Genomic DNA, 22,425 nt, shown 5'->3' on the forward strand with positions numbered 1-22,425 from the left:
CGCAAACGTCCCGGACGCACACCCCGGGACCTTGCGCCCGGGTCCGAACCTTCCTCGTACAGGGGGTCGTTGCATCGGCGTTCCGGCCCTGGTTGTCTGGTGGACGTCGCCAGGCAGCCGGTGCTCACCACAGCGCCTCGGTCGGCCGGTTCCCTCCAGTTCCCGGGTCCCCCGGGCTCTGGTTCCGGCTTGCCGAAATCGCCTGACGCAGCCCTTGTTCCCGAAGTTAGGTAGAAACCTTGATCCGCTCGATCACCACTCGTGTCGCTGCCCGCAAGAAGACCTTCGCCGCCTCCGCAGCCGTGCTGCTGAGCGCGTCCGGTGCGGTGCTTGGCACGACGGGCGCGGCCTCGGCCGCCAGCCCGCAGGACATCGCTCGGCAGATCGTTCCCGCTTCGCAGTACCAGTCCTTCAGCAAGATCGTGGCCCACGAGTCCGGCTGGAACCACAAGGCCACCAACTCCTCCAGCGGCGCCTACGGCCTCGTCCAGGCCCTTCCCGCCTCGAAGATGTCCTCGGCCGGTTCCGACTGGAAGACGAACCCCGCCACCCAGATCAAGTGGGGTCTCAACTACATGAACGAGCGCTACGGCTCCCCGAACGCCGCTTGGGCGTTCTGGCAGGCCAACGGCTGGTACTAAGAGTCACCGCCGCACAGCGCACCCGCAAGGCCCCGCCTCCCTCTCAGGGAGGGCGGGGCCTGCGGCGTTTCCGAGGCCGGCCGCCGCCTCCGCGAGGACGCCTGCGACCAGGGTGAGAAGGCTCCCCCGACTCCTGCGGCTCCCCGTCCGGTCGAGCGCCCGAGGGGTCCTACAGCCGCTGGATGATCGTCCCGGTGGCCACCGCCCCGCCCGCACACATCGTGATGAGCGCGAACTCCTTGTCACCGCGCTCCAGCTCGTGCAGGGCGGTGGCGATCAGCCGCGCCCCGGTCGCCCCCACGGGGTGGCCGAGGGCGATGGCGCCGCCGTTGACGTTCACCTTCTCCAGGTCCTGGTCGAAGACCTGCGCCCAGCTCAGCACCACCGACGCGAAGGCCTCGTTGATCTCGACGAGGTCGATGTCCCTGAGCGACATCCCGGCCTTGCCGAGGACGGCGCGGGTGGCGTCGATCGGTCCGTCGAGGTGGAAGTGCGGGTCGGCGCCGACGAGGGCCTGGGCGACGATCCGGGCACGGGGCTTCAGTTTGAGGGCGCGGGCCATCCGCTTGGAGGCCCACATGATCGCGGCGGCGCCGTCGGAGATCTGGGAGGAGTTCCCTGCGGTGTGGACGGCGGTCGGCATGACGGGCTTGAGGCGGGCGAGGCCCTCCATGGTGGTGTCGCGCAGACCCTCGTCCCGGTCGACGAGCCGCCACATGCCCTGCCCGGCGGCCTGCTCCTCCTCCGTGGTGGGGACCTGGACGGCGAAGGTCTCGCGCTTGAAGCGCTCCTCGGCCCAGGCGTTCGCGGCCCGTTCCTGGGAGAGCAGCCCGAGGGAGTCGACGCGTTCGCGGGTGAGGCCGCGATGGCGGGCGATGCGCTCGGCGGCCTCGAACTGGTTGGGCAGGTCGACGTTCCACTCGTCGGGGAAGGGCTTGCCGGGGCCGTGCTTGGACCCGGAGCCGAGCGGAACGCGGGACATGGCCTCGACACCGCAGCTGATGCCGATGTCGATGACACCGGCGGCGACCATGTTGGCGACCATGTGGCTGGCCTGCTGCGAGGAGCCGCACTGGCAGTCGACGGTGGTGGCGGCCGTCTCGTAGGGGAGGCCCATGGTGAGCCAGGCGGTGCGGGCCGGATTCATGGACTGCTCGCCGGCGTGGGTGACCGTACCGCCGACGATCTGCTCGACGCAGTCGGCGTGGATGCCGGTGCGACCGAGGAGTTCGCGGTAGGTCTCGCCCAGGAGGTAGGCGGGGTGGAGGTTGGCGAGCGCGCCTCCGCGCTTGCCGATGGGGGTGCGTACGGCTTCGACGATGACGGGTTCCGCGGCCATGAGCTCGTCCTCTCCTCGACCGGACGGGGCGTCCCGGCAGCCCGTCGGTCGGCGTCACGTGGGAACTAGTACGCGTTCTAGTTCTGAATGCAGTCTTATGACTGCTACCGCGGGTACGCAAGGGTCCGGGAGGCAACAGTTCCCGTTCCGGCCCTTGCTACTTGTAGAACTCGTTACTAACTTTCCCGGCAACTTCTGATGGTCCATCAGATATGGAGAGTGTTGCCGATGGCCGCCTGCCCCCATCTCCCCGCAGGGCACCTTCCCGAGGGGTTCGACGCCACCGACCCCGATCTGCTCCGCGACCGCGTCCCCTTCCCGGAGTTCGCCCGGCTGCGGCAGACGGCACCCGTCTGGTGGTGCCCCCAGCCGCCCGGCATCACGGGTTTCGCGGACGGCGGGTACTGGGCCGTCACGCGCCACGCCGACGTCAAGTACGTCTCCACCCACCCCGAGCTGTTCTCGTCGAACGAGAACACGGCCGTCATCCGCTTCAACGAGCACATCACCCGGGACCAGATCGAGGTCCAGAAGCTGATCATGCTCAACATGGACCCGCCCGAGCACACCAGGGTCCGCCAGATCGTCCAGCGCGGCTTCACCCCCCGGGCGATCCGGAACCTGGAGACCGCCCTGCGCGACCGCGCCCACTCCATCGTCGACGAGGCGAAACGCGGCGCGGACGCCGACGGCACCTTCGACTTCGTCACCCGGGTCGCCGTCGAACTCCCCCTCCAGGCCATCGCCGAACTCATCGGCGTCCCCCAGGAGGACCGTTCCCGGATCTTCGACTGGTCGAACAAGATGGTCGCGTACGACGACCCCGAGTACGCCATCACCGAGGAGATCGGCGCCGAGGCCGCCATGGAACTCATCGGCTACTCGATGAACATGGCCGCCGCCCGCAAGCAGTGCCCCGCCTCCGACATCGTCAGCCAGCTGGTCGCCGCCGAGGGTGAAGGCAACCTCTCCTCCGACGAGTTCGGCTTCTTCGTCCTGCTGCTCGCCGTCGCCGGCAACGAGACCACCCGCAACGCCATCAGCCACGGCATGCACGCCTTCCTCACCCACCCCGACCAGTGGGAACTCTTCAAACGGGAACGGCCGGCGACCGCCGCCGAGGAGATCGTGCGCTGGGCGACCCCCGTCGTCTCCTTCCAGCGGACCGCGACCCAGGACACCGAACTCGGCGGCCAGAAGATCGCCAAGGGCGACCGCGTCGGCCTCTTCTACTCCTCCGCCAACAACGACCCCGAGGTCTTCACCGACCCCGAACGCTTCGACATCACCCGCGACCCCAACCCGCACCTCGGCTTCGGCGGCGGCGGACCCCACTTCTGCCTGGGCAAGTCCCTCGCCATCAAGGAGATCGAGCTGATCTTCAACGCGGTCGCGGACGCCCTGCCCGACCTGACCCTCGCCGGCGAACCCCGCCGGCTGCGGGCGGCCTGGCTGAACGGCGTGAAGGAACTCCGGGTCCGCTCCTCCGCCTGAACGCGTGCGGTGGGGTGGGGCGGAACCGGAACCTCCCCGGCGAATCGGAACCTCGTCGGGAAACCCGAAGGTCACCGGGGAACCGGAAGGTCACCGCGTACGTCCCACCCCGCATGCGGGGGACACACAGAATTCTGACCACCATCGTCGCGCTGCTCGCGCTCCAGCTCGGCTCGCTCGTCGCACCGGCGTACGCCTGCGGCTGCGGCGCCATGATCCCGACCAAGGACCAGCGCATCGGCGTCGACCGCGAGGAGTCGGCCGTCCGCTGGGACGGACACACCGAGACCGTCGTCATGCGCTTCAACGTGCACGGCAACGCCGACCACGCCGCCTGGATCATGCCCGTGCCCAGCCGCGCCGACGTCACTCTCGGCGACCCCGAGCTCTTCGACTCGCTCGCCCGGCTCACCGAGCCCGAGCAGCGCGAGCGCCACTACTTCTGGCCGCGCGAGGGCGACTGGCCGTTCGACGTCGACTACGGGGACGGAGCCGGGGCCCCGCCGCCCGGCGCGGGCACCGGCGTCGGCGTCGTGGGCCGCGAACGGCTCGGCCCCTTCGACGTCGCCCGGCTGACCGCCACCGACCCGAAGGCCCTCGGCGACTGGCTGCGCGCCAACGGCTTCGAGCTGCCCGATCGCCTCACCGGCGCGCTCCAGCCGTACGTGGACCGGAAGTGGGAGTACGTCGCCGTCCGCCTCGCACCCCAGCAGAAGGACGCCGTCCTCCAGGGCGAGCTGACCCCGCTGCGGATCGGCTTCGCCTCCCCCGAACTCGTCTACCCCATGCGGCTGTCACGGCTCGCGAAGACCTCCCAGAGCCTCGGCCTCTACATCCTGGCCGAGCACCGGATGGAGCCCCGCTCCCCCATCGGCGGCGACGCCCCCGAGGTGACCTTCGCGGGCCGGATCGAGCCCGAGGGCCCCATCATCGGAATCGCCGGGCAGCAACCGGTCCAACTGACGGTCCTGGAGCAGGAGTTCCCCCACCCGGAGCGGATCGACGACGACCACCATCTGCGGGCCGTCGCCGACACCCCGTACCGCCGGGTCGAGTACACCGACCGGCTGCTGACCGTGGGCGACGGAATCCCCGTCTGGATGCTCACGGTCGGCGGCGGTCTGCTGCTCACCGCCTTCGCGACGCTGCTTGCCGTACGGGTGACAAGGCGCCGCCCGGAGCCCGGCCCCGGTGTACGTTCGGTCACATGACGAACCCTCAGGCGAACCCCCGGTGGTCGGAAGTCGACCACTACTTCGGCGAGACGATCGCCCCGGCCGACGAGGCGCTCACCGCCGCACTCGCCGACTCCGCGGCGGCCGGGCTGCCCGAGATCGCCGTCGCCCCCAACCAGGGCAAGCTGCTCCACCTGCTCGCCCGGATGCAGGGCGCGCGGACCGTCCTGGAGATCGGCACCCTCGGCGGTTACAGCACGATCTGGCTGGCCCGCGCCCTGCCCGCCGACGGCCGGCTGATCACCCTCGAATACGACCCGAAGCACGCGGACGTCGCCCGCGCCAACATCGCCCGCGCCGGCCTGGACAAGATCGTCGAGGTCCGTACGGGCGCGGCCCTGGACAGCCTGCCCCAGCTGGAGGCGGAGGGCGCGGGCCCCTTCGACCTGGTCTTCATCGACGCCGACAAGGTCAACAACCCGCGTTACGTGGAGTGGGCCCTGCGGCTCTCCCGTCCTGGCACGGTGATCGTGGTCGACAACGTGGTGCGGGGCGGGAAGATCACCACCCCGCACCCGGACGACCCGGCGGTCACCGGCACCCGTGAGCTGTTCGACGTGGTCGCCGCCGAACCCCGCCTGGACGCGACCGCCCTGCAGACGGTCGGCACCAAGGGCTACGACGGCCTGCTGCTCGCCCGCGTGGTCGACTGAGGACCCGCCGGGGTCAGGAGGAGACGGTCGTCCAGTCGCCGCTCTGCGAGGCGGGCACCCACGCGTTCGTCTCCCCGAAGTACGTGGCGAACGAGCAGGAGCTGCTCTTGTAGAAGGAGACATTCACCTCGCCCTTCCACCACCAGCCTCCGACCCACGTGTCCCTGCCCGGAGTGTTGAAGCACCCCGACACCGGGTCGCCGTTCTGGTTGTAGCCCTGGACGCGGATGGAGTAGACGAGGCCGCTGCTGTCGTGGAAGTGGATCTGCTGTCCGTTCGACGCGGCGAACGACTGCCCCGCGGAGCCCAGCACTCCGGTGAAGGCCAGGATGCCCGCTCCTGCGACGGTGGCGACCTTGTTGCGTACGTTCATTCCCGTGACTCCGTTCACGCTGGGGCGGTATCTCCAGCGGAGAACTTAGGCCCGCGCGGCCCGCGGTGGTGTGCGTGATGTGCAGTGTTTCTGTGCTCTGCGTGCGGCGGGGTGGTCCGGGACGACGCACGATGCTCGGTAGGGGTGATCCCGTAGGCCTCGCGGAACGCCCGGCTGAACCCGGTGGCGCTGGCGAAGCCCCACCGCGCCGCTATCGCCTGAACGGGCTGACCGCTCAGTTCCCCGCGTGCGAGGTCGGCGTGGGCGCGCTCCAGCCGGCTCTGGCGGATCCGTGCCGAGATGCTCAGGGGCTGGTCGTCGAAGAGGGTGTAGAGCCGCCGCAGGGACATGTTGTGCCGGTCGGCGATGGCCTGGGGCGTCAGTCCGGGGTCGCCGAGATTGTTCTCGATGAAGCGGTGGATCCGCTGCACCGTCTCCCGCGCACGCGCCTCGGCGGGCGCCTCCCTGGGGTCACCGAGCTGCTGCGCGAGGAACACGACGGCCAGGTCGAGGGCGATCGACCCCATCGCGCGCAGCTCCTCCGGTCGGCAGTGCGGGCCGCGCGCACGCAGGGTCCTCAGGAAGTCGGCGAAGATCGCCCCGGCCCCCGCGTCCGCGGCCAGGCCCCGTGCGAGGAGCCGGTCCACCCGGTCCGGGGCCAGCGCCAGAGCCTGACGGGGAATCTGCAGGACGACCGACTCGACCTGCCCGCCGATGCATTCCCCCTCACTCGGCCGTGAGGTGTCCGTGAGTACGAGTCCCCCCGCGACCACCGCGTCATTGCCCCGCTGGGAGATCCTGACGGCACCTTGGGTGACGAGGGCCAGCTGCAGATGCTCGGGGTCGCCCCGCCGGACATGAACCGAGGTGCGGCGCGAGACCACCGGCGAGCAGGCCAACGTGGACAGCCGCACCACGCCGAGATCCAGGTCCGTGACACTCGCCCGGAAGTCGGCCGCGTGCCGGGTGCTGAGCATGACGGGCATGACCTCGTTGGACACGGTCTGACAGAACCAGGCGAACCTGTCCTCACGCGCCCCGACAGCCTCCGACTCAACCAGCGATCCCATGCGGCCCCCACACCTCGACGCGGCAGCGATCCAGCCCCGTACTGGTTGCCGCACGGCTGTGCGTCACGCCCCCTGCCGCAGGGTCGATTATTTCAGGCACGCATTTTCGGCCACTGACCGGCACGTTCGAAGCCACTCCCCGGCGCCGTACCCCGGATCAGGTCGTCGGCGCGCTCTGCCGCCAGCCGGTGAAGAGGGGGACCTCGCCCGTGGTGTCCATGACGGCCACACCGAAGGGCCGGTCGAAGGCGATGCGCTCCACCACCTTGTGGTGGAGCGGGGCCGCACCCCGGGTCATCGTCACCGCGGTGACGGCAGCCGCCTCCACACCCTCCTCGGCGACCTCGACCATCGCCTCCTGCACCACCTTGGAGAGGAAGAGGTCGGCGGCGGAGAGGCCGAGGAAATCGGCCTCGTCGCGGCTCAGCGCCCGGCGGACGCCGAGCGCCGGCAGGTGGTCGTGGACATCGGCCCTCGTACGGAGGGTGAAACGCGGCAGGAGGAGTTCGGCCGAGTCCGCGACGAGCCCTTCACGCGCACCGGGCCCCGCCCAGGCGGCGGGCAGCACCTCGGCCGGCCCGGCGCCCTCGGGGCCGAGCAGGAACCGCACCCGGGCGCCCGCGTCCCCCTCGCAGGGCAGTTCGACGACGGCGACCCCGCCCACGTACCAGACCCAGGCCGCGGGGATCCGCTGCCGCATGGTGGGTACGGGCCGGGTGTCGCCGTAGCCGTCGGTGAAGGGCTCGTCGTGGGTGAGGTGCGCGGGGAAGGCGGCCAGCCAGGAGCCCTTCAGGGCGAGGGCGTTGACCAGAACGAGGTCCTCGGAACCGTCGAGTCGAAGCGGCAACCGCTGGATCCGGCCGCCGGTCGACTCCCGTACCCAGGCGTCGAGTTCGTCCTGGGCATCGGGAATCTCCCCCAGGGACATGCCGTCGGTCGCCCCGAACACCTCGTCGGGCAGCGCGAACCAGGCCGCGCCGGGCAGCACCCCGAACCGCACATCGGGCAGTCCTCGCCGGAAGGCGTCGAGCACCGGCATCGTGCTCCACACACCGGTCGCCAGCGCCACCCCCTCCGTCGCCCCGAGCCGCCGCCCGGCGCCGGTCACCGCCTCGGCGGCCGCGCCCCCGTCGGCCCCGAGCAGCTCCCGCAACTCCTCGGCGGTCCGCCCCCGCGCCCCGGAGGCCACGGCACCGAGGGCCAGCCACAGCCCGGCCGGAGAGCAGACGAAGTCGTCGTCACCGAGAAGGGGCAACCAACGCACGGCGAGGGCCTGTACGACGTCCGCCTCGAAGGCGGTGGGACCGGGAGTCATATCCTGCCTTTCATGAGCATCGTGAAGATCAACGTCCTGACCGTGCCGGCCGAGCAGCGTGAGGTCCTGGAGCAGCGGTTCGCCTCCCGGGCCGGGGCCGTGGAGGGCTCCGACGGCTTCGAGTGGTTCGAGCTGCTGCGTCCCGTCGAGGGCACCGACCAGTACCTGGTGTACACGCGGTGGCGCAGCGAGGAAGACTTCCAGGCCTGGATGAACGGTTCCATGAAGGCCGCCCACGGAGGCGGCGGCGAGGGCGGCGGCGAGCGGCCGAAGCCCGCGGCCTCCGGCTCCACGCTCTGGTCCTTCGAGGTCGTCCAGCAGGCGTCCCCGAAGAGCTGACCGTCCGAGTCGGGCACCGGAAGCCAGGGCCGCCCCAAGGTCCGGGCGCCGGAAACCCGGCTGCGTCCCAGGTCGTGCGCGCCGCACAATGGCACGCATGACCTGGACCTTCTCCCCGGAGCGCGTCGACACCCCGGACGCCGCCGCCCTGCGCCGCGACTACTACGGCGACGTCGCCGGCCGCTACTGGAAGCGCCCCGCGACGGAGGCGGAGATCGACCAGGGCCTGACCGACGACGGGGTCGAGCTGCTGACCCCGCCGACCGGACAGTTCCTCGTCGCGCGGTACGAGGGCAAGCCGGCCGGCTGCGGCGGTGTCCTCCTCCTCGACGAGGACCGCGCCGAACTGACCCGCGTCTTCCTCCGCCACGCCTTCCGCGGCCTGGGCGGCGCGTCCGAGCTCCTGACGACCCTGGAGGACGCGGCGCGCGAACTCAACGCCCGCCGCATGGTCCTCAACACACGCCTGGACCTGGTCGAGGCCCGCGCCCTGTACACCCGGCACGGGTACGCGGAGATCCCGGCGTACTGCACGGGCCCGTACATGGACATCTGGTACGGCAAGGGCCTCTGACCCGTCCCGGGGCAGGGTGGGCCGGGGCGAACCTCCGGTCAGCGGCTCCAGACGACGACGTCGAAGATGCCGCGCGTCTCGGTGGACGGGGCGGACAGTTCCTTGACGGTCAGGCGGGCGAGGCGGCCGTCGTTCGTGGCGGCGCAGAAGACCATGCCGGTCTTCAGCTCCGTCGCCGTCGAGGTGGCCATGGTGTCGATGTCACGCGCGCAGTCCTCGTACGAGGGCGTCTTGTTCGTCGAGTCCTTCCACACCAGCGCCTTGACCCCGTCCCCGGGCTGCAGCATGTGCCCGCCGAACGGGTAGACGGAGAAGTCGTTCTCGTCGCGGATCTCGGACTCCACGGGGGGTACGGAGTCCAGGTCCTTGTCATCCGTGAACGTGATCGCCAGGGGGCCCTGCCACTCGACCGTGCCGGCCGGCTTCGCGGGCGGGGTCGGCGTGGCCGCTGTCTCCGCGGGCGCCGAGGACTCCCCGCTCTGGGTGGCCTCGTCGCTCTGCGTGGCCTCCGGGCTCTGCGAGGAGTCCGAGGGGGCGTCGTCGCTGCCCCGGCTCTCCCCTCCGGACGGGGTCGCCGAGGTCGTCGCCGAGCTCTGCGCCGCGGGCGGGGTGCCGTTCCGGTCGCTGTTGCCGCTCACGAGGTACGTGCCGACGACGCCGATCACCGCCGCCACCAGTGTGGCTCCCGCACCGATCCAGGCGCCCCGGTGCGAGGACGTACGCGCCACGACGATCGGCGCCGGGGCGCCGTAGCCACCGCCGTACCCGTCGTATCCGCCGTTCGACGGACCGGTCGGCGGGTGTCCCGGAGGTGCCGGCCAGCCCTGACGTGGCTCTTCGCTGTTCATGCTGCCCATTCCCCCTGTGATGCGATCTTGAAGGGGACAGCGTACTGAGTGATGGTCATACAGGGCGTACGGCAGCCCAGTTACGTCTGCCGCCCGCGGGGCGGATCCGGATCGCGGGGCGGATCCGGCTGGTGGGGCGGATTCGGATGGTGGGGCGGCTGGTGGGGCGGATTCGAATCGTGGGGGCGCTCCGCGTCCGATCCGCTCAGTTCGGCGGTCAGTTCCTCCACCAGCTTCACCAGGTCGGTCGGCCGGTCCGGCCCCCACCAGTCGCCGAGCAGCTCGGCGAGCGACTCCTCGCGCGCCGTGGCGAGCCGGGTCGCCGCCTGCACGCCCTCCTCGGTGAGGATCAGCTGGAGCCCCTCCCGGGCGACCAGGCGCCGTTCCTCCACCTGCCGGGAGGCCTCCGTGATCACCCGCAGCGGCACGGGCACGTGCTCGGCGAGCCGAGTGGGTTCGACGGTGCCGTGGCGGCGGATGCGGAGCAGCAGCCAGCTCGCGGCGGGCAGCAGGTCGAGCCCGGCGCGGACGGTGATCTTCTCGTAGATCTCCCTGCGGCCCGCACGGGAGCCGAGGACGGACAGGGCGCGGGCGCACTCGTCGTACGAGGAGCGCTCGACGGGCTGGGAGGCGAGCGTCCGGCCGGCGTCGGGCGCGGTGACCGAGCCCCGCAGCTTGTCCTCCTTGAGGAACCAGGCGACGACGAAGGCGACCAGGACCACGGGCGCCGCGTACAGGAAGACGTCGGTGATGGACACGGCGTACGCGTGCAGGACGTCGGGGCGCAGCTCGGCCGGGAGCGCGGCGACGGTGCGCGGGTCGGCGGCGACCTGCTCGGGGCCGGTACCGGGCGGGAGGTCCTGACCGGAGGCGGTCGCGGTGGCGAACACGTCGTCGAGTGAATGGGTGAGCCGGGTGGTGAAGATCGTGCCGAAGACGGCGACGCCGAAGGAGGCCCCGATGGAGCGGAAGAAGGTGGCTCCGGAGGTGGCGACGCCCAGGTCCGCGTACGGGACGGCGTTCTGCACGACCAGGACGAGGACCTGCATGACCAGGCCGAGGCCGACGCCGAAGACGAAGAAGCAGACGCTCATCTCCCCGGTGGAGCTGGTCTCCGTCAGCCCGTGGAGCAGGAGCAGTCCGAGGCAGGTGACGGCGGTGCCGGCGATCGGGAAGACCTTCCAGCGGCCCGTGCGGGAGACGATCTGGCCGGTGACCGTCGAGGTGATCAGGATGCCGGCGACCATCGGCAGCATGTGCACCCCGGACATCGTCGGGGTGACGCCCTGCACGACCTGGAGGAAGGTCGGCAGATAGGTCATCGCGCCGAACATCGCGAAGCCGATGACGAAGCTGATGAGCGCGACCAGGCTGAACGTCCGGATCCTGAACAGCTTGAGCGGCAGCACGGGTTCGACCGCCCGCCGCTCGACCCGGACGAACCAGACGAGGAGTACGGCTCCGAGGACGGCGAGGCCGATGATCTGCGCCGAACCCCACGCCCAGGTGGTACCGCCGAGCGAGGCCACGAGGACCAGACAGGTGGCGACCGAGGCGATGAGGAAGGTGCCGAGGTAGTCGATGGTGTGCCGGGTGGAGCGCACCGGGATGTGCAGGACGGCGGCGATCACGAAGAGGGCGACGATGCCGATCGGCAGGTTGATGTAGAAGACCCAGCGCCAGGACAGCTGCTGGGTGAAGACCCCGCCGAGCAGCGGACCGAGGACGCTGGTGGTGCCGAAGACGGCGCCGAAGAGCCCCTGGTACTTGCCGCGCTCGCGCGGCGACACGAGGTCGCCGACGATCGCCATCGACAGCACGATGAGACCGCCGCCGCCGAGGCCCTGGACCGCGCGGAAGGCGATGAGCTGCGGCATGTTCTGGGCGATGCCGGAGAGCGCGGAGCCGATGAGGAAGAGGACGATCGCCGCCTGGAAGAGCTTCTTGCGCCCGTACTGGTCGCCGAGCTTGCCCCACAGCGGGGTGCCCGCCGTGGACGCCAGCATGTAGGCGGTGACCACCCAGGACAGGTGCTCCAAGCCGCCGAGCTCGCTGACGATGGTCGGCAGCGCGGTGGAGACGATGGTCTGGTCGAGGGCGGCCAACAGCATGCCGAGGAGCAGCGCGCCGATCGTGACGACGACGGTGCGGCGGCTCTGCCCCTCCCCGGGCGCGGGAGCGCCACCGAGCCCGGAGGTGCTTACTTCCTGGGCCATGGGCGTCTCCTCGGGGCGTCTCGTCGGGCGTCCCGCCGGACGACCCATGGGACGGCCTCTCCATCCTGGTCCGAATGTCCGGATATGGCCTGCGGAGGGGCACGCCTGTTCGCCCGCCGGAAGGGGGTGGGCTGCATAATCGCCAGCAGTTGTCTCGGGGAGGGGACCCATCATGACCGGACATGTCTGTCCTGAATGCGGTGTACAGAGACCTGGCTGCGCCTGCGCCCAGGCGGAGCTGGCGGCGGCCGAGGACTTCGATCCGCTCCGGATCAGGCCGTACGTGACGCTGGACGCGGCGGGGGACGGGGGCGGGGCGCGGGGCCCCGGCGCGTACGCGACGGACGATCCGTACGCTTCCCCCGGCGCGTACGGGACGGACGACCCGCCGACGGCCCAGCTGGCGGCGATCCGGGAGGACGGGGGGCCGGTCGGGGGGCCGGGTGTCCCGCACGAGGGGCCGGCGGGCGACCGTCGGTACGGGGGTCCGGGAGACGGTCGGTACGGGGAGCCGGGCCGGGATGCCGTCACGGTGCAGGAGCCGGGTGCCGGGGCTGGGGCTGGTACCTACGGGACCGAGGCGTACGGGACCGAGATCCTTCCGGGCGCGTCGCACCCGGGCGGCGACCCCTCCGAGACCATGCCGCTCCGGCTGCACGGCGTCGGCGACATTCCCCCGCCGCCCGGCCACGAGCGAGGGCACGGGCGGGGACAGGGGCGCAGGCGCGGCATGGTCGTCGCGGCCGTGGCCGCCGTCGCCGTGGCGGGCACCGCCGCCTTGGCGGCGGCCGTGCTCGGCAGCGGGGACGACCCCGTCGACCGGGCGGCCGTACCCGAGGTGACCACGAGCGCGTCCCTGAACCTCGCCGTGTCGGAAGCTCCGTCCCCTTCCTCCTCGTCGGAGAGTCCTGAGCCGACCTCGCCCTCCCCGACCCCGCGCAGGACGTCCGCGTCCCCGTCGGCCACCCCTTCCGCGAGCCGCACGACCACGACGCCGAGCGCCTCGGCGAACACGACCGGCGCGGCGCCGCCCCCGGCCGCCACCGCCTCGCCGACGCCGGCCACCGCCTCGCCGACGACGGCACCGGCCACGACGTCACCCCCGACGGGGTCGCCGGGGAACGGCGAGGAGGAGCCGGAGACCCTGAGCTTCGGCTCCAGCGGGCACGAGGTGCGGGAGCTCCAGCGACGGCTGACCGACGTGGGGGTCTACGAGGGCCGGATCAACGGCAGGTACGACGACGAGGTCTGGGAGGCGGTCTCCCTCTACCAGTCGTACATGTACATCCAGGACGACCCCGAGGGCGTGTACGGCCCGAACACCCGCGAGGTCCTGGAGCGATACACCCCTCACATCTGAGCCTCACAGCTGAGCCCCTCTGAGTCCCCCAAGCCCCGTGAGTCACGCGCACCCCCCGAGTCCCGTGAGTCCCGGCATGCGGACCGGTTGGCCAAGACGGCCCTCGGTTTTGTATCGTAGAAAAACAAAGTGGCCCCGCCCGCAATCCCTGACCGGTGGGCGGGACCGCTTCGTTCTCCGCACCACCCCCTCTGGAGACCCGATGCCTGCCACCACCCCGGCAACGCTCACCGCCCGCGCCCTCCTCCTCGACATGGACGGCACCCTCGTCAACTCGGACGCCGTCGTCGAGCGCTGCTGGCGACGCTGGGCGGAGCGGCAGGGCCTCGACGGGGAAGCCGTGCTCAAGGTGGTCCACGGCCGCCAGGGGTACGCGACGATGGCCGTCCTCCTCCCGGACCGCCCCATGGACGAGAACTACGCCGACAACCGGGTCATGCTCGCCGAGGAGACCGCGGACCTCGACGGCGTCGCACCCGTCCCCGGCGCCCCCGCCTTCATGGCCGCGCTCGCGGAGCTGCCGCACGCCCTGGTGACCTCGGCGGACGAGGCCCTCGCGCAGGCCCGGATGGGGGCCGCGGCGCTCCCGATGCCGCAGACCCGGGTCACGGCCGAGGGCGTCGGGGCCAGCAAGCCGGACCCCGAGGGCTTCCTGAAGGGCGCGGCCGAGCTGGGCTTCGACCCGGCGGACTGCATCGTCTTCGAGGACTCCGAGGCCGGCATCCAGGCGGGCCGCGCGGCCGGCATGCGGATCGTGGGCGTGGGCCCGCGGGCGGCGGCCTTCGCTCCGGACGTGCACATCGCCGACCTCACCCAGCTGCGGGTCGAGGCCGCGGCCGACGGTTCGATCACGCTGACCGTCCTTCCGTAGGCCCCACCACCCCAGCCTCCGCACCTCACGCTCAGCAGAACGAGACCCCGGACCGAGAACGGTCCGGGGTCTCGTTCCGTCCGCGCGCACCCACCCCCGTGACACCGGGCGGAACCTGTCACTCCATCAGAACACGTCCAACCCCTTGATGTGACGTGTCCATGTCGCCACCCTGTTACCTGGCGCACCCCCCACCGAAACCTGGCGCCGCCACGATGACCGGGCCATCGCCCGGCACCCCCACGGGGACGGCACCCAGCCAAGGTCCCCCCACCTCAAGGGAGCTCACATGCCCGCCGGCACCATCTACGCGCGTCGACTCGCTGTACTCGCCACCTCCGCCGCCCTCACCGTCACCGGCCTCCTCGCCACGGCCCCGGCCGCCCAGGCCGCCATGCCCACCCCGGTCAGCGCCGCCACCGCCCGCACCTACCTGGCCGCCCTCACCGTGAAGGCGGAAGGTTCCTCCTCGGGCTACAGCCGGGACCTCTTCCCGCACTGGATCACCCAGTCCGGTGCCTGCAACACGCGCGAGACCGTCCTCAAGCGCGACGGCGTGAACGTCGTGACGGACTCCAGCTGTGCCTCGATCAGCGGCAGTTGGTACTCGCAGTACGACGGCGCCACCTGGACCGTGGCCTCCGACCTCGACATCGACCACATGGTCCCGCTCGCCGAGGCCTGGCGCTCGGGCGCCAACGCGTGGACCACCTCGCAGCGCCAGTCGTTCGCGAACGACCTCACCCGGCCGCAGCTGATAGCCGTGACGGACAACGTCAACCAGTCGAAGGGCGACCAGGACCCGGCGGAGTGGCTGCCCTCGCGGACCGCCTACCGCTGCACGTACGCCCGCGCATGGGTGCACGTGAAGTACTACTGGAACCTCAGCGTCGACTCCGCCGAGAAGAGCGCCCTCCAGTCCGTCCTCAACGGCTGCTGACCGCCCCACCACTGACATCACGTCAACAACGGCCACCGGGAAGTGAACCTCACCACACACTTCCCGGTGGCCGAATGTTGAACTTGCAAGCACTACTGAGGGGTGCCTAACCTTACGGCCTCATCGGTTTCCGTCCCCCCGCTCCCCGTCCACCCCACGGACGAGGCCAGGCCGAAGGAGTCCCCCCATGAACACCCCGAACACCCTGAACACCCCACGCAATTCGAACGACGCGAAGAGCCCCGGCGGCGGTGCGAGCACCCTCTCGGGCCGCCTCGACCAGGCCCAGCCGTACGCGCTCGGCCTCTTCCGCATAGTCGTCGGCCTGCTCTTCGCCTGCCACGGCGCGGCCTCGCTCTTCGGAGTCCTCGGTGGCGCGATGGGCGGCGGCACGGTCCCGGCCGGCACCTGGCCGAGCTGGTACGCGGCCGTGATCCAGCTGGGCGCCGGTGGCCTGGTCCTGGCGGGCCTGGGCACCCGGAGCGCCGCGTTCCTCGCCTCGGGCTCGATGGCGTACGCGTACTTCAAGGTCCACCAGCCGGAGTCCCTCTTCCCGCTGCAGAACGGCGGCGAGACCGCGGCCCTGTTCTGCTGGGCCTTCGCGCTGCTCGTCTTCACCGGCCCGGGCGCGCTCGCTCTCGACCGGCTCTTCGGCAGCCGGGTCGGCGCGGGCTCCACGACGCGCAGGACGAGCGAGGAGCAGGCCGCCCCCGTCACGGCCTGAACGACGCCGCCGACCGGGTGAGGGGCCCCGCGGCCCCACAGCCTCTGTCGCCGCCGGTACAGGAAAGTGCCGTACAGCAAGCGCCGTACAGCAAGCGCCGTACAGCAAGTGCCGTACAGGAAAGGGCCGGGATACGCAGCACGCGTTCCGGCCCTTTCCCGTACCCCCACCACCCAGAACCGGCCCCTCGGGTCGGCCGCTTTCCCGCAGAGCCGCACAGCTTCGAACGGGTAGGGCCGGGCCCTCGGCCCCACCCGGGCCGGGCCCCCGGCACCCACCCGGCAGACGGCCTCCCGCCCCCGCGTAGGCTCTGCCCCTGTGAATCTGCTCGACAGCCTGGGCTCGCTGCGGTCGCTCACCGCCGGTCCATGGATCTACCCGGTGGTGGCGACGTCGATCCTGCTCGACGTCTTCCTGCCCGTGCTGCCGAGCGGCTTTCTGGTGATCACCGCCGCCACGGCGGCGGCATCGGCCACCGCGGCCACCCCCGACGTACCGTCCCTCATCCCGCTGCTCCTGTGCGCGGCCACGGCCTCGGTGCTCGGCGACTTCCTCGCGTACCGGCTGGCCCTGCGGGGCGGCGCCCGCCTGGACCGCACGATCGCCCGGTCGAGGCGCCTGTCCATGGCGCAGGAACGTCTCGGCACCGCACTGGCCCGGGGCGGCGGGCTGCTCGTGGTCCTCGCGCGCTTCGCCCCCGCGGGCCGCTCGGTGGTCTCGCTCGGCGCGGGCGCGGCGAAGCGGCGCGTCGAGGAGTTCCTGCCCTGGTCGGCCCTGGCGGGCATCACCTGGGCCTCGTACAGCGTGGGGCTCGGCTGGCTCGGCGGTCAGTGGCTGGGCGCGACCTGGTTCAGCGCGGGAGTGTCGACCCTCGCGCTCTTCCTGGCCGGCGGGCTCGCCGCCTATCTCATACGGCGTCCGCCTGAGGCTCCCGCGCCTGCCTCCTGACGGCGGGGTGCGCCCCGCGCACCTCCAGGCCGTCGAGAAGTCTCGCGGTCGCGTCGGCGATCTCGTCCACGGCCCGCTCGAAGACCTCACGGTTGTGGGCGGCGGGGTGGTGGAAGCCGGAGACCTTGCGGACGTACTGCAGGGCGGCGGCGCGGATGTCGTCCTCGGTCGCCTCCTCGGGCAGCGCGGGCGGTCGGAGCGTCTTGATGCTGCGGCACATGCCTCCAGTGTGGCGCGCCCCACTGACAACCGGGGTGAACCACTGCGCCGGCCTGCCGAGGACCATCGGAAGCGGCCCGGCACACAGCCCGTCCCAGCCCGGCACGGCCCGGCACAGCCCGCGAAGGAGCTCGTCGCGGCCGGAGCGGCCCGGCTCAGCGAGGCGCTCAGGCCCCGAGACCCCGCCGGCTACGCGCGTTGATCTCGGCGGCTCGGGCGCGCAGCTCACGCAGGGGCGTGGCGAGCTGGACGTCGGCGGGCTCCGCCTCCCACTCGGCGCCGCCGTGGACGGCCCGGATGAGAAAGCGCCCGGAGACGCTCTCCACGTAGAAACCGACCCGCCCGGTGGCGGCGTCGCGGACGAGGTCACCGACCTCGGGCAGTGGCTGCACGCATCCCCTCCGTCCCGATTCCTGAAGCGTTCCCGGAGTACTCCTGAAGCATGGGGACACCCAGAGAAGCGGCGCGGACCCGCCCTGTCAACGTATCTCTAGAGATGTCCCCCGATGGATGGATCGACCGGGCGGGGCGGCGTACACGTGTGCACCCTGGCCGCGGGGTGCGCCGTAGGGTGTCCCGCAGATGAAGGGAGTGGTCCACCCGTGACTGACCAGGACAGCGCTCGTCGGCCCAAGTACCAGCGCATCGCCGACGAGTTGAGAACCGCGATCCAGTCAGGCGCCTTCGCGCCGGGTGACCGGCTCCCCGGCGAGAACGACCTCATGACGACCTACGCCGTGGCCCGGATGACGGCCCGCCAGGCCCTCTCCGTGCTGCGCACCGAGGGGCTCGCCGAGGCCCGCAAGGGCGCCGGGGTCTTCGTCCGCGTCTTCCGCCCGTTGCGCCGCCGGGGCATCCCGCGCCTCTCGGGCGAGCAGTGGGGCAACGGCCGTTCGGTCTGGTCGGCGGACGTGGAGGACCGGGAGCTGGTGGTCGACCAGATCGAGGTCGGCGAGACGGAGGCAGGCGCGCGGGTCGCGGGGGCGCTGAACCTGACGCTGGGCGCGCCCGTGTGCGTCCGCAGCCGCCGCTTCGTGCTCGATGCGAAGCCGGTGCTGCTCTCGGTCTCGTACCTCTCGGCGGAGCTGGTCCGCGGTACGCCGATCGCCGAGCCGGACACGGGGCCGGGCGGGACCTACGCCCGGCTGACCGAGCTGGGCCACCGGCCGGTGCGGTTCCGCGAGGAGATCCGCTGCCGGATGCCGACGGCGGACGAGTCGGACCGGCTGGCCCTGGAGTTCGGCACGCCGGTGGTCCTCATCGGGCGTACGGCGTTCACCGGGCCGGGGATGGCGGTGGAGCTCAACGAGATGACGCTGGACTCGTCGTCGTACGTCCTGGAGTACGACTTCGACGCGTGACGTCGAACCGCAGTCCCGGGTCGGCGTGGACGACGTCCCCTTCGTACGCGGCGGCGGCCAGCGCGACGGCCTCCCCGGCCGTCACCGCCGCTCCCACATGGGTCACGACGAGCCGCCCGGCACCGGCCTCGGCGGCGCTCCGGCCGGCCTGCGCGGCCGAGTGGTGCCCAGGTACGTCTCCGTCCGCCTCGCACACGAACAGGTCGCAGTCGCGGGCGAGTTCGACGAGGGAGGGGCAGGGCTCGCAGTCGCCGGAGTAGACGAGCGAGCGCCCGTCCTCGCCCTCCACGCGCAGCGCGAAGGCGGGAAGCCCGTGCTCGACGGCCCGGGACGTCAGGGTCAGCCCACCGATCCGAACGACATGCCCGTCGTGCAACTCCTCGACGGCGAAAGCCCTTTCGACGGGGCTGCGCTCGCTCCCGTTGGTGAGGAACCCGGCGAGCCGATCGGCGATGCCGACGGGCCCGAACAGCGGCACGGGCAACGAGGGCTCAAGTCCCGAGTAGAGCAAGGCGTAGGAGAAGGTGAGCAGGTCGGCGGAGTGATCGGCGTGCAGATGGGAGATCCAGACGGCGTCGACGTCTCCGAGAGCGACGTACCGCTGGAGCTCGGCGAGGGTGCCGCTCCCGGCGTCCACCCAGACCCGGACTCCACCGCCCTCGACGAGATAGCCGGAGCAGGCGTTGCCCGGCCGGGCGAAGGGGGTGGCGGACCCGAGCACGGTGATCCGCAAGGACGCGTCGAACATAAGCCAAGATTAAATTACCCCTACGCCAACTCGCGCGAAGTTGTGCGGATGAGGTGAAGAGCGTGCGTATTCTGTGTGCTCGTCGGGACCCATCGGCGGGCTCCCGGCAGAAACTGAGGGACATTCATGCTTCGCGCACGCACGTTCGCGGCCGTGACCGCGGCCGCCGCCTCCGGCATCCTGCTGCTGCCCACGCAGGCACAGGCCGCCGGCTCGGTCCACCTGTACAAGATCTACTACGACAGCCCGGGCACGGACCGTCGCTCGAACACGAGCCTCAACGCCGAGTACGTGCAGATACGCAACACGACCGGCGCGGCGGTCAACCTGCGCGGCTGGACGCTGACGGACGCGGCGAACCACAAGTACACGTTCGGCAACTTCACCCTCGGCAAGGGCAAGATCGTGACGGTCCGCACGGGCCGCGGCACGAACACGTCCGCGAACGTCTACCAGAACCGTGGCGCGTACGTCTGGAACAACGACCGCGACACCGCGACGCTGAAGAAGTCGAACGGCGCACGGGTAGACACGTGCTCGTACAACTCGACGCGGGTCGACTACAAGTGGTGCTGACCCGGCACCGCAGGTAACGAAGGACGGGCCCCGGGAAACCCCCGGGGCCCGTGCTCATTTCCGGCCCGACTCCCCCGACTCGGCCGCCTTGGAAGACTCCGAGGACTCTGAGGACTCGGCCGCGCGGGCGGCCGGGATCCCGTGCTGCTGCACATCGGAGTTGACCTGCCCGCCGAGGGTCATGACATTCAGGGTCGCGGAGTTCTCGTTGGCGATGGCCTTCTCGACCCGGGCGACGAGCGTCGAGAACGCCTCCCGCTTGTGCAGGTTGTGGTACGGCCCGACCTTGGCCTCGAAGTAGACCCGCTCGTGCCCGAGCAGCTGCTCGGTGGACCGGTAGTTCTTCCACTGCTCGCGGTACCGGTACACGCTCTCCAGCGAAACGGCGGCGACGACCACGACGCTCAGCACAGTGGCGGTGACCCGGGCGAAGACCAGATCCAGATTCACGAACACGGGCACGAGCGCGCCACCGACGACGGAGACGGTCCGCATCCGCAGATGCATCGCCTTCATGCGGGTCGCCTTGGAGTCGTACCACTCCTGGTACTGCGAGAGCCTCGTCTCGATGTACCTCTGCGGCGTCATCTCGCCACCCTGCACCCCGGGTTCGGGCGCGTCCCCCACCTCAGCCATACGGCGAGTACACCCGCCCTGCCAGGTCCCCGTCAACTCTGCGCCCATTCCCCCACAGCCCGCCACAAGGTACGTTCATCCGACCGTCAACACCCCTTCGGCCACCGGAACTTCAGGGAGGAACCGTGGCGCAGCACCACCTCACCCACCCGACCACCGCCACCAAGGTCGGCATCGCCCTCGGCATCCTCGCCGCCGCCCTGATAGCCCTGGTGGGCCACACGACCACCGGCACGACCGAGGCCAGCAACCGCGAGACGGGCACGGTCAAGACAGAGGCAAGCGCGGGCGACAAGAAGGTCGAAGTGATCAAGGCCTGACGCGACCGCTCGTTCACCCGCGTCGCGAGGAACGCCGACCTCCGCGTCGTCCGGCTCCACGACGCCCGGCACGGTACGGCGACACTCCTCACCGCCACCGGCGTCCCGCCCCGCGTCGTGATGGAGATCCTCGGTCACCGTCAGATCGCCGTGACGATGAACGTCTACACCCACGTCGTCCAGGACACACGGCGCGAGGCCGTCATTCCCATGGATCGGCTGCTCAGGAGCCGTCCTCGCACTCAGGTCCTTCAAATGCAATTCGCCGGCTCGACTGATCGGCTGCCCAGCGGAGGACGGCATCACGGACTGCTGCCCGGGAAGTCGACCGCGTCCGAATGATCGGTCGGGCAGGCCCCAAAGCCCAGGTGACCATGGACGTTGATGTCAGATGTGGATGCCAAAGGCCCCCAGCCATGATCGGCTGGGGGCCTTTTCCCTGGTGGGCGCGGACGGTTTCGAACCGCCGACATCTGCTTTGTAAGAGCAGCGCTCTACCCCTGAGCTACGCACCCGTGGAAGAGGCAACAGCCTACATGGCGCATGGGTGGGTGCTGCAAACCGATACCTCCCGGTGGGGGGGTATCCCCACCCTCGGGACGGTGGGTCGCCGGATCGTGACGGCGGGTGGTGGGGTCGTACGGTCGGGGGACTGTTCGCGTTTCCGGGTTTCTTGTGGGGGTCTTGGCGTCATGGCTGTTGCACGTCGTCCGTTCCGGGTCTTGTTCGCCTCCGGTGGAGTGCTGGTCGCCTCCCTCGCGCTCGTCGGGTGCGGCTCGACCGATGTCGAGGGGGCGCCCGTGGAGCGGAAGACGTTCGCCTTCGGCGGGACCGCGCTCACCGTCGACTCCGACAACTCCGAGCTCGTGATCACTCCCGCCGACATCGACGACGTGCGCGTCGAGCGGCAGGTCGACGGGTGGGTGTTCATGGGATCGGGGCCCAAGCCCGAGTGGAAGCTCGTCGACGGGAAGCTGACCCTGCGGGTCAACTGCGACGGTGTCTCCTCCAACTGTGACGCCGTCCACCGGATCCAGGTCCCCCGCGACGTCGCCGTCAGCGTCGAGAACGACAACGGGCGCGTCACCGCCGAGGGCTTCGCCACCCCGATGAAGGTGCGCTCCGACAACGGCGACGTGGTCCTGCGCAAGGCCGGCGGGGCGCTGGACATCGGCACCGACAACGGTGCCGTCGCCGTCGAGGATGGGGCCACCTCGCCCGAGGTCGTCGCCCGGTCCGACAACGGCGCCGTACACATCGCCCTCGGCTCGGTCCCCCGCCGCGTCGACGTCGTCACCGACAACGGCGACGTCCAGGTCTCCCTCCCCACCGCCGCGTACAAGGTGACCGGTGCCAGCGGCAACGGCGAGGTCCGGATCGACGTCCCCCGCCGCGACGAGAGCAAGCACTCCGTGAACGTCCGCAGCGACAACGGTGACGTATCCGTCCTCACGGCGAACTGACCGGCCCGTGTGTTCGTCCTTACCGGGTGGGAGAATGAACCGGACCGGGCACGGCGGACACAGCACGGGAGAGGTACGTGGCGGCGAGCGACGCGAGGGGGGCGGGCGGCGTTCGGCGTCGTGATGCGCCAAGCCGAGGGCAGACCCACTCCGAGGACAGTC

25 protein-coding genes, 1 tRNA gene and 1 pseudogene are annotated in these 22,425 nt (G+C 71.0%); 16 read left to right on the forward strand and 11 right to left on the reverse strand.

Annotated features, from left to right (window positions below; all coding sequences use genetic code 11):
- Positions 1 to 239: 239 nt before the first annotated feature.
- Positions 240 to 641 (forward strand): transglycosylase SLT domain-containing protein, encoded by a 402-nt coding sequence (locus tag OG514_RS05385; protein ID WP_266891384.1) that lies wholly within the window; start codon positions 240 to 242, stop codon positions 639 to 641.
- A 169-nt stretch (positions 642 to 810) separates the two neighbouring features.
- Here OG514_RS05385 and OG514_RS05390 read toward each other — a convergent pair whose 3' ends face one another.
- Positions 811 to 1,980: a steroid 3-ketoacyl-CoA thiolase gene (locus OG514_RS05390; RefSeq protein WP_266891386.1), complete on the reverse strand. Its 1,170-nt coding sequence runs from the start codon at positions 1,978 to 1,980 to the stop codon at positions 811 to 813.
- A gap of 228 nt (positions 1,981 to 2,208) precedes the next feature.
- Between OG514_RS05390 and OG514_RS05395 the strand changes: the two genes are divergently transcribed.
- The 3 genes from OG514_RS05395 (at position 2,209) to OG514_RS05405 (ending at position 5,362) form a co-directional block, all read left to right on the forward strand.
- Positions 2,209 to 3,474, forward strand: a complete 1,266-nt coding sequence (locus OG514_RS05395) for a cytochrome P450 (protein WP_266891388.1) — start codon at positions 2,209 to 2,211, stop codon at positions 3,472 to 3,474.
- A gap of 113 nt (positions 3,475 to 3,587) precedes the next feature.
- The gene (locus OG514_RS05400) at positions 3,588 to 4,685 is read left to right on the forward strand and encodes a DUF2330 domain-containing protein (RefSeq protein ID WP_266891390.1); all 1,098 of its coding nucleotides are present in this window, start codon (positions 3,588 to 3,590) and stop codon (positions 4,683 to 4,685) included.
- Positions 4,682 to 5,362: an O-methyltransferase gene (locus OG514_RS05405; RefSeq protein WP_266891392.1), complete on the forward strand. Its 681-nt coding sequence runs from the start codon at positions 4,682 to 4,684 to the stop codon at positions 5,360 to 5,362. Before OG514_RS05400 ends, OG514_RS05405 begins: the two co-directional genes overlap by 4 nt.
- A 13-nt stretch (positions 5,363 to 5,375) precedes the next feature.
- Here OG514_RS05405 and OG514_RS05410 read toward each other — a convergent pair whose 3' ends face one another.
- The 3 genes from OG514_RS05410 to OG514_RS05420 all read right to left on the reverse strand — a co-directional run bounded on the left by OG514_RS05410 (position 5,376) and on the right by OG514_RS05420 (position 8,120).
- Positions 5,376 to 5,735: a hypothetical protein gene (locus OG514_RS05410; RefSeq protein WP_266891394.1), complete on the reverse strand. Its 360-nt coding sequence runs from the start codon at positions 5,733 to 5,735 to the stop codon at positions 5,376 to 5,378.
- Between the two features lie 14 nt (positions 5,736 to 5,749).
- The gene (locus OG514_RS05415; RefSeq protein WP_266891396.1) at positions 5,750 to 6,805 is read right to left on the reverse strand and encodes a helix-turn-helix domain-containing protein; all 1,056 of its coding nucleotides are present in this window, start codon (positions 6,803 to 6,805) and stop codon (positions 5,750 to 5,752) included.
- Positions 6,806 to 6,962: 157 nt separating this feature from the next.
- Positions 6,963 to 8,120 carry a serpin family protein gene (locus OG514_RS05420; RefSeq protein ID WP_266891398.1) on the reverse strand — a complete coding sequence of 386 codons (1,158 nt, stop codon included), beginning with the start codon at positions 8,118 to 8,120 and terminating at the stop codon, positions 6,963 to 6,965.
- Positions 8,121 to 8,132: 12 nt separating this feature from the next.
- Between OG514_RS05420 and OG514_RS05425 the strand changes: the two genes are divergently transcribed.
- Together OG514_RS05425 and OG514_RS05430 are read left to right on the forward strand one after the other, a co-directional pair.
- Positions 8,133 to 8,459, forward strand: coding sequence for an antibiotic biosynthesis monooxygenase (locus OG514_RS05425; RefSeq protein WP_266891400.1), 327 nt, complete (start codon positions 8,133 to 8,135; stop codon positions 8,457 to 8,459).
- Positions 8,460 to 8,547: 88 nt separating this feature from the next.
- Complete coding sequence (locus tag OG514_RS05430; protein WP_266891402.1) at positions 8,548 to 9,033, forward strand: GNAT family N-acetyltransferase; 486 nt, start codon at positions 8,548 to 8,550, stop codon at positions 9,031 to 9,033.
- A 38-nt stretch (positions 9,034 to 9,071) separates the two neighbouring features.
- Here OG514_RS05430 and OG514_RS05435 read toward each other — a convergent pair whose 3' ends face one another.
- Complete coding sequence (locus OG514_RS05435) at positions 9,072 to 9,881, reverse strand: hypothetical protein (protein WP_266891404.1); 810 nt, start codon at positions 9,879 to 9,881, stop codon at positions 9,072 to 9,074.
- A gap of 80 nt (positions 9,882 to 9,961) precedes the next feature.
- Positions 9,962 to 12,097: an MFS transporter gene (locus OG514_RS05440; RefSeq protein ID WP_266891406.1), complete on the reverse strand. Its 2,136-nt coding sequence runs from the start codon at positions 12,095 to 12,097 to the stop codon at positions 9,962 to 9,964.
- A gap of 172 nt (positions 12,098 to 12,269) precedes the next feature.
- Here OG514_RS05440 and OG514_RS05445 point away from each other — a divergent pair, with 172 nt between their 5' ends.
- The 5 genes from OG514_RS05445 to OG514_RS05465 all read left to right on the forward strand — a co-directional run bounded on the left by OG514_RS05445 (position 12,270) and on the right by OG514_RS05465 (position 16,940).
- Positions 12,270 to 13,457, forward strand: a complete 1,188-nt coding sequence (locus tag OG514_RS05445) for a peptidoglycan-binding protein (protein WP_266891408.1) — start codon at positions 12,270 to 12,272, stop codon at positions 13,455 to 13,457.
- Between the two features lie 202 nt (positions 13,458 to 13,659).
- Positions 13,660 to 14,328, forward strand: a complete 669-nt coding sequence (locus tag OG514_RS05450; protein WP_266891410.1) for an HAD-IA family hydrolase — start codon at positions 13,660 to 13,662, stop codon at positions 14,326 to 14,328.
- Positions 14,329 to 14,617: 289 nt separating this feature from the next.
- Positions 14,618 to 15,268, forward strand: a complete 651-nt coding sequence (locus OG514_RS05455) for an HNH endonuclease family protein (RefSeq protein WP_266891412.1) — start codon at positions 14,618 to 14,620, stop codon at positions 15,266 to 15,268.
- Positions 15,269 to 15,455: 187 nt separating this feature from the next.
- Positions 15,456 to 15,992, forward strand: a complete 537-nt coding sequence (locus tag OG514_RS05460; protein WP_266891414.1) for a DoxX family protein — start codon at positions 15,456 to 15,458, stop codon at positions 15,990 to 15,992.
- 324 nt (positions 15,993 to 16,316) lie between these two features.
- Positions 16,317 to 16,940 (forward strand): DedA family protein, encoded by a 624-nt coding sequence (locus OG514_RS05465; RefSeq protein ID WP_266900755.1) that lies wholly within the window; start codon positions 16,317 to 16,319, stop codon positions 16,938 to 16,940.
- Here OG514_RS05465 and OG514_RS05470 read toward each other — a convergent pair.
- Together OG514_RS05470 and OG514_RS05475 are read right to left on the reverse strand one after the other, a co-directional pair.
- Complete coding sequence (locus OG514_RS05470) at positions 16,900 to 17,160, reverse strand: DUF2277 domain-containing protein (RefSeq protein WP_266891416.1); 261 nt, start codon at positions 17,158 to 17,160, stop codon at positions 16,900 to 16,902. The two genes, OG514_RS05465 and OG514_RS05470, sit on opposite strands and share 41 nt — an antisense overlap.
- A 166-nt stretch (positions 17,161 to 17,326) precedes the next feature.
- The gene (locus tag OG514_RS05475; protein ID WP_266891418.1) at positions 17,327 to 17,551 is read right to left on the reverse strand and encodes a hypothetical protein; all 225 of its coding nucleotides are present in this window, start codon (positions 17,549 to 17,551) and stop codon (positions 17,327 to 17,329) included.
- 210 nt (positions 17,552 to 17,761) lie between these two features.
- Here OG514_RS05475 and OG514_RS05480 point away from each other — a divergent pair, with 210 nt between their 5' ends.
- The gene (locus OG514_RS05480) at positions 17,762 to 18,520 is read left to right on the forward strand and encodes a GntR family transcriptional regulator (RefSeq protein WP_266891420.1); all 759 of its coding nucleotides are present in this window, start codon (positions 17,762 to 17,764) and stop codon (positions 18,518 to 18,520) included.
- Here OG514_RS05480 and OG514_RS05485 read toward each other — a convergent pair.
- On the reverse strand, positions 18,462 to 19,268 hold the full coding sequence (locus tag OG514_RS05485) for an MBL fold metallo-hydrolase (protein ID WP_266891422.1): 807 nt from the start codon (positions 19,266 to 19,268) through the stop codon (positions 18,462 to 18,464). The two genes, OG514_RS05480 and OG514_RS05485, sit on opposite strands and share 59 nt — an antisense overlap.
- A 126-nt stretch (positions 19,269 to 19,394) precedes the next feature.
- Here OG514_RS05485 and OG514_RS05490 point away from each other — a divergent pair, with 126 nt between their 5' ends.
- A complete protein-coding gene (locus OG514_RS05490; RefSeq protein ID WP_266891424.1) occupies positions 19,395 to 19,844 on the forward strand; it encodes a lamin tail domain-containing protein in 450 nt (149 codons plus the stop codon).
- A 54-nt stretch (positions 19,845 to 19,898) separates the two neighbouring features.
- Here OG514_RS05490 and OG514_RS05495 read toward each other — a convergent pair whose 3' ends face one another.
- The gene (locus tag OG514_RS05495) at positions 19,899 to 20,480 is read right to left on the reverse strand and encodes a DUF4231 domain-containing protein (RefSeq protein ID WP_266891426.1); all 582 of its coding nucleotides are present in this window, start codon (positions 20,478 to 20,480) and stop codon (positions 19,899 to 19,901) included.
- Positions 20,481 to 20,605: 125 nt separating this feature from the next.
- On the opposite strand from OG514_RS05495, the gene OG514_RS05500 reads away from it, so the two are divergent.
- Positions 20,606 to 20,800, forward strand: a complete 195-nt coding sequence (locus tag OG514_RS05500; protein WP_266891428.1) for a hypothetical protein — start codon at positions 20,606 to 20,608, stop codon at positions 20,798 to 20,800.
- A gap of 6 nt (positions 20,801 to 20,806) precedes the next feature.
- Positions 20,807 to 21,037, forward strand: a pseudogene (locus tag OG514_RS05505) (tyrosine-type recombinase/integrase); the annotation flags it as partial.
- 203 nt (positions 21,038 to 21,240) lie between these two features.
- Here the strand turns inward: OG514_RS05505 and OG514_RS05510 are convergent.
- Positions 21,241 to 21,315: transfer RNA gene (locus OG514_RS05510), tRNA-Val, on the reverse strand.
- A gap of 177 nt (positions 21,316 to 21,492) precedes the next feature.
- Here OG514_RS05510 and OG514_RS05515 point away from each other — a divergent pair.
- Positions 21,493 to 22,263, forward strand: a complete 771-nt coding sequence (locus tag OG514_RS05515; protein ID WP_266891430.1) for a DUF4097 family beta strand repeat-containing protein — start codon at positions 21,493 to 21,495, stop codon at positions 22,261 to 22,263.
- The last annotated feature ends 162 nt before the right edge of the window (positions 22,264 to 22,425 follow it).

Origin of the sequence: Streptomyces sp. NBC_00572 (assembly GCF_026341815.1) — a bacterium.
Lineage (GTDB): Bacteria > Actinomycetota > Actinomycetes > Streptomycetales > Streptomycetaceae > Streptomyces.